Below are 10649 nucleotides of genomic sequence, written 5' to 3' on the forward strand. Positions count from 1 at the left end.
AGGGATCACTTCTTGTAGTTCGGCGCCTCGACGACGATCTGCACGTCGTGCGGGTGCGATTCCTTCAGGCCCGCCGCCGTGATGCGCACGAAGCGCCCCTTGGTCTTGAGCTCCTCGATCGTGCGCGCCCCGACGTAGAACATCGACTGACGCAGACCACCGACGAGCTGATAGGCGACGGCGGCGACCGGGCCGCGGTAGGCGACCTGGCCCTCGATGCCCTCGGGGATCAGTTTGTCGTCGCTGGGCACGTCGGCCTGGAAGTAGCGGTCCTTCGAGTACGACGTCTTCTTGCCGCGGGTCTGCAGCGCGCCGAGCGAGCCCATGCCGCGGTACTGCTTGAACTGCTTGCCGCCCTGGAAGACGATCTCGCCCGGCGACTCGTCGGTGCCGGCGAACAGCGACCCGATCATGACGGTGTCGGCGCCCGCGACGAGCGCCTTGGCGATGTCGCCCGAGTACTGCAGACCGCCGTCGGCGATCACCGGCACGCCCGCTTCGCGGGCGGCGAGGGACGCCTCGTAGACGGCCGTCACCTGCGGCACGCCCACACCCGCCACGACGCGGGTGGTGCAGATCGAGCCCGGCCCGACGCCGACCTTCACGGCGTCGACACCGGCGTCGATGAGCGCCTGAGCGCCCTCGCGGGTCGCGACGTTGCCGCCGATCACGTCGATGTGCGCGAACGTCGGGTCGGCCTTGATGCGCCGCACGATGTCGATGACGCCCGCCGACTGGCCGTTGGCCGTGTCGACCACGAGCACGTCGACGCCCGCGTCGCGCAGGGCCTCGGCGCGCTCCCACGCGTCGCCGAAGAAACCGATCGCGGCGCCCACGCGGAGGCGACCCTGCTCGTCCTTGGTGGCGAGCGGGTACTTCTCGCTCTTGTCGAAGTCCTTGATGGTGATCAGACCCGCAAGACGTCCGTCGGCGTCGATGAGGGGCAGCTTTTCGACGCGGTGCTTGGCGAAGGCGGCGATCACGTCGCCCGCACTCACGCCCACCGGGGCCGTGATGAGGCCCTCGCTGGTCATCACGTCGCGCACGAGGGTCGAACGGCGCTCGAAGCCCGACACGAACCGCATGTCGCGGTTGGTGACGATGCCCACGAGGCGGCGGTCCTCGTCCACGACCGGAAGACCCGAGATGCGGTAGGTCGCGCAGAGCGCGTCGACCTCCTCGATCGTGGCGTCGGGCGTGGTGGTCACCGGGTCGCTGATCATGCCCGACTCGCTGCGCTTGACCCGGTCGACCATGGCCGCCTGGTCCTCGATCGAGATGTTGCGATGCAGGATGCCGAGACCCCCCTCGCGGGCGACCGCGATCGCCATGCGGGCTTCGGTGACGGTGTCCATCGCGCTCGAGATGAGCGGGGTGGCGACCGTGATGCGGCGCGTGACCCGCGAGGACGTGTCGGCCTCGCTCGGGATGACGTCGGTGTGCCCGGGCAGCAGCAGGACGTCGTCGTAGGTGAGTCCGACGAAACCGAAGGGGTCGTGCTGCTCCATGCGTGCTCCCATGCGGCGCCCGGTCGGGGCGCGATCGTTGCGGCGAGGGCGGAGGGTCATCCCGCCTGATGATTCTAAGCGGCGCGGAACGGGCTGTATTCCGCTCGCGCGCGTGTACGCGCCCGCTCGCGCGCGCGAGCGGCGACGGCACTCGGGTGTCGCGAGTCGCGCGATCGGCCAACGCGAGTCATACTGGGCGGCACGCGACGACGAGGCCGCGTGGACGGAGATATCGGTTCGGTGACGATGCCGGACCGAAACACCCCTGACATATGCGACTCCTAGTCTCTCGGACGTGCATCCGCGCCACCCGGCGCGCCTGCCCAGCTACGACCCGTGGAGGACGATGACCGTGCAGTTCGCGCACAGGTTGCTCTCATCGCGACGACGACTCGCCGGCATCGGCGCGCTCGTGCTCGCGCTCGGGGTGCTTCTCACCCTGCTGATGCCCGCCCCGGCCGCCCACGCTGCGACCACCTGCTCCGCCGATGCGACGACAGCCTGCATCCAGGGCACGATCCGCACCAGCGACGGCAAGCCCGCGAGCGGTGTGAAGCTGTCGATCGCCGGGCCCGCGGCATCCACCCCCGACACGACCACGGATGACTCGGGCCGCTGGGTGTTCGAGGTGACCGCCGCCGGTTCCTACACGGTGACCCTCGACAAGACCTCGCTGCCCGACGGCCAGTACGTCTCCGGCGCCGACACCCGCACGGTGCAGGTGTCGCTGCACTCGGACTTCTCGGCGATCTTCTCGCTGAGCGATTCTGCGGACGGCGCGACCACGACCGACACCGGGTTCGACTGGCAGCGGTTCTGGCAGCAGTTCGTGCAGGGCGTGCGCCTGGGCCTCCTCCTCGCCCTCGCCTCCCTCGGCCTGTCACTCATCTTCGGCACGACCGGCCTCAGCAACTTCGCCCAGGGCGAGATGGTGAGCCTCGGCGGCGTGCTGGCCTGGTTCTTCATGTCGATCCTCGGCAACAACCTGTGGCTCGCGGGGCTCGCGGCCGTCGTGGTGATGGCCCTGTTCGGCTGGGCGCAGGACGTCGTGCTGTGGAAGCCGCTGCGACGCAAGCGGCTCAGCCTCACACAGCTCATGATCGTGTCGATCGGTCTGTCGATCGCCCTGCAGTACGTGCTGCAGCTGTGGATCGGCGCCGGCACCGTGCGCATCGACCTCGCCACACCGGCGACCGTCACGATCTGGGGCATCACCCTCACGATCCAGTCCTACGTGTCGATGGGCATCGCGATCGTCGCGATCGCCGCGGTCGGGCTCGGCCTCATGTACACCCGCTTCGGCCGCGCGACCCGCGCGGTGTCCGACAACCCGGCGCTGGCGTCGGCGTCGGGCATCGACGTCGACCGCGTCATCCGGGGCGTGTGGATCATGGGATCCGGACTCGCGGGTCTCGCGGGCGTGCTGCTCGGCCTCGTGCTCAACGGCGTGAACTGGCAGACCGGCGGCCAGCTGCTGCTCCTCCTGTTCGCCGCTGTCACCCTCGGCGGACTCGGCACCGCGTTCGGCGCCTTCGCGGGTGCCATGGTCATCGGCCTCATCGTCGAGCTGACCAACATCTGGCTGCCCGGCGACCTGAAGTACGCGACCGCCCTGGCGCTGCTCATCATCATCCTGCTGTTCCGGCCGCAGGGCATCTTCGGCCGCCGCGAGCGGATCGGCTAAGGAGGGTTCTGATGGACTTCTGGGTTTCCCTGCTGCAGCAGCTCACCGAGAACGCGATCGCGCCGGTCACCGCGGCGTACGTCATCGCGGCGATCGGTCTCAACATCCACTTCGGCTTCACCGGTCTCATGAACATGGGCCAGGCGGGCTTCATGCTCCTCGGCGCCTACGGGTTCGCGCTGACGATCATCTACGGCGGCGGGTTCTGGCTCGCCGTGCTCGTCTCGATCCTCGCGTGCGTCGCGTTCGCGGCGATCCTCGGCATCCCGACGCTGAGACTGCGCGGCGACTACCTCGCCATCGTCACGATCTGCGCGGCCGAGATCGTGCGCATGGTGGGCCGCCTCGCTGCGCTCGCGCCCATCACGGGCGGCTCGACGGGCCTCGTCGGACCCACCTACCGCGGGCCGTTCACCGACCTGTCTCCGCTGGGCACCGGGTCGACCACCATCCTGTGGTTCACCTACCCGAACACCGACCCGGGGTCGGGCAACGACTGGTGGACGCGCATCGTCTCCTGGGGCCTCGTCGCCGTGCTGCTCGCGCTCACCTGGCTCGCGATGCGCAGCCCGTGGGGTCGCGTGCTCAAGGGCATCCGCGAGGACGAGGACGCCGTGCGCAGCCTCGGCAAGAGCTCCTACGCCTACAAGATGCAGGCGCTCATCATCGGCGGTGTGCTCGGCGGGCTCGGCGGCATCCTGACCGTGCTCCCCGCCTCCGTGCAGCCCGACGGCTTCAGCCGCACCCTCACATTCAACCTGTGGACGATCATGCTGCTCGGCGGCGCCGCGACGATCTTCGGTCCGCTGCTCGGCGCGATCATCTTCTTCGTCGTGCGCATCGCGATCGTGCAGATCATGGGCGAGTTCATCCCGACCTCCATCCTCAACACGCAGCAGACGCAGGCGCTGTCGTGGGTGTTCATCGGCGTCGCGCTCATGCTCATCGTGATCTTCAGACCACAGGGCATCCTCGGAAAGAAGAAGGAGTTGAGCTTCAATGCCTGACCTCGGCCCCGTCACCACCGCGATCCGCACGCAGCTCGGCGGCGTCGAGGAGACCCCCGGCGCCACGAAGCCCGACCCGATCCTCGTCGTCGACAACATCGTGCGCCGATTCGGCGGCATGACCGCCGTCAACGTCGACCACCTCGAGGTGCAGCGCGGCGCCATTACGGCCCTCATCGGTCCGAACGGCGCGGGCAAGACGACGTTCTTCAACCTGATCACCGGGTTCGACCGCCCCTCCAGCGCCAAGCGGCTCATCGGAGGCCCGTCCTCGGATGCCGCGGCCCGCTGGTCGTTCGACGGCCGCACCCTCGGCAACACCGCGGCATCCAAGGTCGCCCGTGCCGGCATGGTGCGCACCTTCCAGCTCACCAAGGCGCTCTCGCGCATGACGGTGCTGGAGAACATGCTGATCGGCGCGAAGGGCAACCCCGGCGAGAACCTCGCCGTCGGGCTCATCCCGGCGCTGTGGTCGAAGGCCGAGAAGGCGAACATCGCCAAGGCCGACGAGCTGCTCTCCCGCTTCAAGCTCGACGCGAAGCGCGACGACATGGCCGGCAGCCTCTCGGGCGGGCAGAAGAAGCTGCTCGAGATGGCGCGGGCGCTGATGAGCGACCCGCAGATGATCATGCTCGACGAGCCGATGGCGGGCGTGAATCCCGCACTCACCCAGAGTCTGCTCGAGCACATCCAGGCGCTGCGTGAGGACGGCACAACGGTGCTGTTCGTCGAGCACGACATGCACATGGTGCGCCACATCTCCGACTGGGTCGTCGTCATGGCCCAGGGCGAGGTCGTCGCCGAGGGCGCGCCCGACAAGGTCATGAAGAACCCCGCCGTGATCGACGCCTACCTCGGCGCCCACCACGACACGGACCTGGGCGACGACGACGCGCTCACGACCGGACTCATCGAACAGATCGAGCAGGCCGCCGAAGCCGAGGCCGAGGCCGAGGAGGAGTCGCGATGAGCGAGACCACCGCCACCCCCGTCGTCAAGGCGGACAACCTCATCGCCGGCTACCTGCCGGGGGTGAACATCCTCAACGGATGCACCCTCGAGGCCTACCAGGGCGAGCTGATCGGCATCATCGGCCCGAACGGCGCCGGCAAGTCGACCCTGCTGAAGGCGCTGTTCGGACTTGTGAACGTGCGCAGCGGCTCGGTGACCCTCGAGGGTCGCGACATTACCAACAACAAGGCCAATCAGCTCGTGCAGGCCGGCATCGGGTTCGTGCCGCAGACGAACAACGTGTTCCCCTCGCTCACGATCGAGGAGAACATGCAGATGGGCATGTTCCTGCGCCCGAAGCAGTTCGCGAAGCGCGTGGCCGAGATCTGGGAGCTCTTCCCGGTGCTCGGCGAGCGCCGCAAGCAGCGCGCCGGGTCGCTCTCGGGCGGTGAGCGCCAGTCGGTCGCCATGGCCCGGGCGCTCATGATGAACCCGAAGGTGCTTCTGCTCGACGAGCCGAGCGCCGGGCTGTCGCCGGTGCGTCAGGACGAGACGTTCATCCGCACCCGCGAGATCAACAAGACGGGCGTCACGATCATCATGGTCGAGCAGAACGCCCGCCGCTGCCTGCAGATCTGCGACCGCGGCTACGTGCTCGATCAGGGCCGCAACGCCTATGAGGGGACGGGTCGTGAGCTCGCGAAGGACCCGAAGGTGATCGAGCTGTACCTCGGCACCCTCGCCACCGATGTCGAGGCCGCCGGCAAGTAGGCGAGTCGACTCAGCGCGGGGTCGCGCGGCGGATCACCAGATAGCCGCCGAACGCGCAGGCGAGGGCAAGACCCAGCAGAAGGGTGAACTGCCCGACGATCCCGATCGCGGCGAGCCAGCCGAACAGCTCGGCCCAGCCCTGCAGGAGGGTGACGACCGTTCCGGCCACGAGCAGCGCCGCCGTCGCGCCGAACGCAAGCACCATCATCCCCGGGATGCGCCAGCGCATGTAGACGGTCGTCGCACCGGCGCCGACCGACAGGACGAGGAGCTGGAGCGCGAAGGTCGTGTAGAAGTCGGTCAGCCAGCCGTTCTGCCCGTACCAGAGCGCGTCGAACATGTGGACGCCGAGCCACCAGCCGCCCGTCGCCTTCTCGACCTGTACGAGTGCGGCCGTGAGCGCCGCCATCTCCGCGGACACGAGCACGAACATGACGAGGGTGCCCATCCAGTAGTCCCGCCGGGTCGAGCCGATGCCGAGTGCGAAGGAGAACGTGAGCCCGACGGCCTGCACCCCGACCACCACCAGGTACCACTGGGGCGACAGCACGGCCCAGCTGTAGCGCATCCCCTCGATGTCGATCCCACCGGCCACGCTCCGGATGATCAGGCCGACGACCATCGAGACCACCCAGGCGCTGCCCGCGATGACCCATGGCATGCCGAAGAACACGGCGGGGTTCACGGCGTGCAGACGTACGGTGCGCCAGATCGGATTGCGCCGCATGCGACCGGCGCGAGGCAGCGCCGATCCGACGACGGTGAGCGCGTTCATGCGGCTTCCCTCCGGTTCGGGGCGTCGGGGCTCGCGAGATCGTCTCCGGTGAGGTGCACGACGAGCTGCTGGAGCGACACCGGGGCGAGCTCGAGGCCGGAGTGCGCGGCACGGGCTCGCGCGGCCGCGTCGAGGCGGCCGTCGATCGTGACCGACGCGAGCCCGCCGAGACGCTCCCGTCCGATGATCGTGTAGTCGGCGGCGAACGCGTCGACCGCGGCAGCCGGCCCCGCCACCGCCGTTGCGGAGCCGCGCAGCTCATCCGCGTCCTGGTCGAGCAGGATGCGCCCGCGATCGATGAGGACGACGTGTTCGAGCATGCCGGCGACCTCGTCGATCAGATGGGTGGAGAGCACGACGGTTCGCGGGTGCTCGGCGTAGTCCGTCAGCAGCCGGTCGTAGAAGATCTGTCGCGCCACGGCGTCGAGACCCAGATACGGCTCGTCGAAGAACGTCAGGTCGGCACGGGAGGCCAGCCCGACGACGACGCCGACGGCGGACAGCTGCCCCCGCGACAGCTTCTTGATGGGCCGGCGGAGGGGAAGCGCGAAATCGGCGATGAGGCGGCTCGCGAAGTCCGCGTCCCAGTTCTCGAAGTACCAGGGAGCGACAGAGAAGACATGCGCCGGCGTGAAGCCCTCGGGGTACCGCTGCGATTCGGCGATGAAGCACAGGCGACGCAGGACGTCGCCGCGTTCGACCGGCGAGCGGCCGAAGACCTCGACCGAGCCGCCGTCGGCGAAGATCTGCCCCGTGAGCAGTTGCATGAGCGTCGTCTTGCCGGCGCCGTTGCGGCCGAGGAGGCCGTAGATGCGATTCTCGGCGAACTCGACGTCGACGCCGTCGATCGCCGCGAGCTTTCCGTAGCGCTTCACCAGCCCGCGGGTGCGGGCGACTGCGGCGGTCATGAGGCGATCCTTACGTCGGTGTTCGCGGCGGCGGCGCACTCGGCGCGCACCAGGTCGATGAGCTGGTCGGCCTCAATGCCGAGTGTCGAGGCCTCGACGATCAGGGGACGCACGAATTCGTCGGCGAACGATCTCCGCCGACGGCCCGCGACCCGTTCGCGGGCTCCACTCGTCACGAACATCCCGATCCCGCGACGCTTCTCCACGATCCCGGCGTCGACGAGCATGTTCACTCCTTTGAGCGCGGTGGCCGGATTGATGCGAAGGAACCCGGCGAGCTCGTTCGTCGACGGGATCTGCGCGTCCTCCGCGAGCAGGCCGGCGAGGATCTGGTTCTCGATCTGCTCGGCGACCTGCACGAAGATCGGGCGCGTCTCATCCATCCGGTAACGGCCCTCCCGACGTGCTCACATGGTTCATTACTTGAGTAACTAACCAATCATGCAGAGCTCCGCGTGTCAAGCGTGGCGCGGCGACGGCGGGCACACGAAAGGGGCGGGTGCTCGCGCACCCGCCCCTTCGCTGTGATCAGGAGATCAGTTGGTCGAACCCTGGATCGACTTCTGGAACACCGGGACGTTGGTCGCGTCGAACTTGTAGATGCCGATGAAGGCGCTCGACGGGTCGTTCTCGGAGTTGAACGGGCCGATGCCCGCCTTGCCCGTGTACTGGATGTCCTTGCCGGAGTTCAGCAGGGCGAGGCACGAGGCGTAGTCGGCGCACTTCTCGCCACCGTTGACACCCGAGACCGCGGCGAGGTTCGCCTGGATCGTGGGGCCGTCGGTGCCCTTGCCCTTGTCGGCAGCGAGCGCGGCGAGCACGATCGCGTCGTAGGACTCGGGAGCGTAGGAGAAGTCCTTCAGGTCGGCGTTCGCCGAGGTCTTGTAGAAGTCCACGAGACGCTGCTTGAAGGTGGCGTCGGGCTGAGCACCGGGGATCGTGCCCTGCGCACCCGTCAGGGTGTCGGCCGCGAAGGTGGTGCTGTAGTCAGCCGTGTTGCCGTCGACCATGTAGACCTTCGACATGTCCCAGCCCTGAGCCTTGAGCTCGGGGACGATCGACTTGGTCTCGTCGAAGGCGAGGATGGCGATCGCGTCGGGCTTGGCGGCCAGAACCGCCGAGACCTCCGACGAGAAGGTCGTCTGACCGGGAGCGAACTCCTGACCCTTGCCCTTGGCGCCGTAGACGATCGAGCCGCCCGCCTTGGTGACGGTGTCCTCGACGACGTCACGCAGGCCGGTGCCGTACGCGTCGTTGAAGACGAGGAAGCCGAGCTTCTGCACGCCGTCGCCGACGATCAGGTTGCCCAGCGCCGAGCCCTGCACGGTGTCCGGCGGTGCGGTGCGGAAGTAGTAGCTCGAGTAGCCGGACAGCGCCGTCGCGGTGTTCGCGGGCGAGAGCTGCACCTTGCACTTGGAGGTGATGGTGTCGACGAAGTTCAGCGTGACGCTGGACGACTCGGCACCGAGCACGACCTGCGCGTCGGAGCTGGCGATCTGGGCGGCCGAAGCGGTCGAGACGGAGAGGTCGCTCGACGCGCCCGAGTCGGTGATCGGGCCGACCTGGACAGGCTGGCCGAGCACGCCACCGGCGGCGTTGATGTCCTGCACGGCCAGGCCGTAGCCGGCCTCGGCGGGCGGGTTGAGGTACGCCAGCGAACCCGTCTGGGGCAGGATCGTCGCGATCTTCAGGGGGCCGGTGCTCGGGGTGCCCGGCTTGCACGCCGCAGCGGGGTCGGCGTGCGTGGAGGCCGAGGCGCTCGCGCTGGAGGTCGGCGTGCTCGAGCTCGAGCACCCCGCCAGCACGAGCGTCGCGGCACCCGCGAGGGCCGCAGCCGCCACGAGGGCCTTCTTGGGATGAACCATGGTGGCTCTGTCCTTTCGTGTGGGCGCGGCGCACGGGAGCCTCTCCCCCGCGTCCGCTTGCGCGAAAACGTATCCCCGTTGTGTCACGAACATGTTTCACTCATGAAGACGTGATCTTTCCGCGACGAAATCGTTATGAAAGGCGTGTGAGAGGCACGATCTCGTCGGTGAAGAGCCGCGGGGATGCGGCATCCGCTCGTCTGCGGTGTGCCGCCGTTCAGGTGAGCTCGGCGACGTCCGAGGCGCCGCGAGCGCGCCGCGAACGGCGCCCGGCGACGACGGAGTCGACCGAGAGCACGGCGAGCGCGAGCCACACGATGCCGAACCCGACCCAGCGCTGCGTCGTCATCTGCTCGCCCATGAGCAGCCACCCGGTGAGGAACTGCAGGATCGGCGCGATGAACTGCAGGAGGCCGACGAGAGTGAGGGTCGCACGACGGGTGCCGGCGGCGAACAGGAGCAGCGGCACGGCCGTGACGATGCCCGCCGAGACGAGGAGGAGGGTGTGACCGACGCCCGCCGTGCCGATCGTCAGACCCGACGTCGCGGACACGATCGCGAGCTCGACGACGGCGATCGGCACGAGCCAGAGCGACTCGAAGGTGAGTCCGCTGACGGCGTCGACGCTCGGGCCGATGCGCTTCTTCACGAGGCCGTAGACGCCGAAGGACAGCGCGAGCGTCACGGCGATCCAGGGGAACTCGCCGTAGCCGGCGACGATCACGCCGACGGCCACGACCGCCAGACCGATCGCCGCCCACTGCACCGGACGCAGCCGCTCGCGCAGCACGATGACGCCGAGCAGCACCGTCACGATCGGGTTGATGAAATAGCCCAGGCTCGTCTCGATGATGTGGTGGCTGAGGGTGCCGATCAGGAACACCTGCCAGTTCACGAAGATCAGCAGACCCGCGAGGGCGGTGAGGGCGAGCAGACGCGGCTGGCGGGCGATCGCGACGATGCGACCCCACGACCGCGTGACGAGGATGAGCAGCGCGCAGAAGACCAGCGAGAAGACGATGCGCCAGCCGACGACCTCCCACGCCGACGCCGGCGCGAGCGCCGCGAAGTACAGCGGCAGGAAGCCCCACATGAGGTAGGCCGCGGCCGCGTAGAGGCCGCCCACGGTGTTGCGGCGGGCGGCGTCGGCGGGGCTCTCGGGGGTCACCGATCCACCCTA

The 10649-nt window shown here is 68.6% G+C and carries 10 protein-coding genes; 4 read left to right on the forward strand and 6 right to left on the reverse strand.

Annotated elements, in window-relative coordinates; all coding sequences use genetic code 11:
• Positions 1-5 precede the first annotated feature (5 nt).
• Positions 6-1508 (reverse strand): IMP dehydrogenase, encoded by a 1503-nt coding sequence (gene guaB / locus BGO15_RS11350; protein ID WP_045246623.1) that lies wholly within the window; start codon positions 1506-1508, stop codon positions 6-8.
• 295 nt (positions 1509-1803) lie between these two features.
• Here guaB and BGO15_RS11355 point away from each other — a divergent pair, with 295 nt between their 5' ends.
• The 4 genes from BGO15_RS11355 to BGO15_RS11370 are packed head-to-tail and all read left to right on the forward strand — an operon-like array spanning position 1804 to position 5921.
• Positions 1804-3192 carry a branched-chain amino acid ABC transporter permease gene (locus BGO15_RS11355; RefSeq protein ID WP_327037314.1) on the forward strand — a complete coding sequence of 463 codons (1389 nt, stop codon included), beginning with the start codon at positions 1804-1806 and terminating at the stop codon, positions 3190-3192.
• An 11-nt stretch (positions 3193-3203) separates the two neighbouring features.
• On the forward strand, positions 3204-4199 hold the full coding sequence (locus BGO15_RS11360; RefSeq protein WP_056206027.1) for a branched-chain amino acid ABC transporter permease: 996 nt from the start codon (positions 3204-3206) through the stop codon (positions 4197-4199).
• On the forward strand, positions 4192-5169 hold the full coding sequence (locus BGO15_RS11365; protein WP_045246620.1) for an ABC transporter ATP-binding protein: 978 nt from the start codon (positions 4192-4194) through the stop codon (positions 5167-5169). The genes BGO15_RS11360 and BGO15_RS11365 overlap by 8 nt, the downstream gene beginning before the upstream one ends.
• Complete coding sequence (locus tag BGO15_RS11370; RefSeq protein ID WP_045246619.1) at positions 5166-5921, forward strand: ABC transporter ATP-binding protein; 756 nt, start codon at positions 5166-5168, stop codon at positions 5919-5921. Before BGO15_RS11365 ends, BGO15_RS11370 begins: the two co-directional genes overlap by 4 nt.
• Before the next feature lie 10 nt (positions 5922-5931).
• On the opposite strand, the gene BGO15_RS11375 is transcribed toward BGO15_RS11370, so the two are convergent.
• From BGO15_RS11375 to rarD, 5 genes are all read right to left on the reverse strand, one after another.
• On the reverse strand, positions 5932-6696 hold the full coding sequence (locus BGO15_RS11375; RefSeq protein ID WP_056518712.1) for a hypothetical protein: 765 nt from the start codon (positions 6694-6696) through the stop codon (positions 5932-5934).
• Positions 6693-7604, reverse strand: coding sequence for an ABC transporter ATP-binding protein (locus BGO15_RS11380; protein ID WP_056206030.1), 912 nt, complete (start codon positions 7602-7604; stop codon positions 6693-6695). Before BGO15_RS11380 ends, BGO15_RS11375 begins: the two co-directional genes overlap by 4 nt.
• Complete coding sequence (locus BGO15_RS11385) at positions 7601-7987, reverse strand: GntR family transcriptional regulator (RefSeq protein WP_056206032.1); 387 nt, start codon at positions 7985-7987, stop codon at positions 7601-7603. Before BGO15_RS11385 ends, BGO15_RS11380 begins: the two co-directional genes overlap by 4 nt.
• A 153-nt stretch (positions 7988-8140) precedes the next feature.
• Positions 8141-9469 carry an ABC transporter substrate-binding protein gene (locus tag BGO15_RS11390; protein ID WP_056518710.1) on the reverse strand — a complete coding sequence of 443 codons (1329 nt, stop codon included), beginning with the start codon at positions 9467-9469 and terminating at the stop codon, positions 8141-8143.
• Between the two features lie 217 nt (positions 9470-9686).
• Positions 9687-10637, reverse strand: coding sequence for an EamA family transporter RarD (gene rarD / locus BGO15_RS11395; RefSeq protein WP_056206035.1), 951 nt, complete (start codon positions 10635-10637; stop codon positions 9687-9689).
• Between the last annotated feature and the right edge of the window lie 12 nt (positions 10638-10649).

It is taken from the genome of Microbacterium sp. 71-23 (genome assembly GCF_001897265.1).
Taxonomy (GTDB): Bacteria; Actinomycetota; Actinomycetes; order Actinomycetales; family Microbacteriaceae; genus Microbacterium; species Microbacterium ginsengisoli.

Coding starts and splice junctions, on each gene's coding strand:
- guaB (WP_045246623.1), bottom strand. CDS start 1,508: ATGGAGCAGCACGACCCCTTCGGTTTCGTCGGACTCACCTACGACGAC.
- BGO15_RS11360 (WP_056206027.1), top strand. CDS start 3,204: ATGGACTTCTGGGTTTCCCTGCTGCAGCAGCTCACCGAGAACGCGATC.
- BGO15_RS11365 (WP_045246620.1), top strand. CDS start 4,192: ATGCCTGACCTCGGCCCCGTCACCACCGCGATCCGCACGCAGCTCGGC.
- BGO15_RS11370 (WP_045246619.1), top strand. CDS start 5,166: ATGAGCGAGACCACCGCCACCCCCGTCGTCAAGGCGGACAACCTCATC.
- BGO15_RS11375 (WP_056518712.1), bottom strand. CDS start 6,696: ATGAACGCGCTCACCGTCGTCGGATCGGCGCTGCCTCGCGCCGGTCGC.
- BGO15_RS11380 (WP_056206030.1), bottom strand. CDS start 7,604: ATGACCGCCGCAGTCGCCCGCACCCGCGGGCTGGTGAAGCGCTACGGA.
- BGO15_RS11385 (WP_056206032.1), bottom strand. CDS start 7,987: ATGGATGAGACGCGCCCGATCTTCGTGCAGGTCGCCGAGCAGATCGAG.
- BGO15_RS11390 (WP_056518710.1), bottom strand. CDS start 9,469: ATGGTTCATCCCAAGAAGGCCCTCGTGGCGGCTGCGGCCCTCGCGGGT.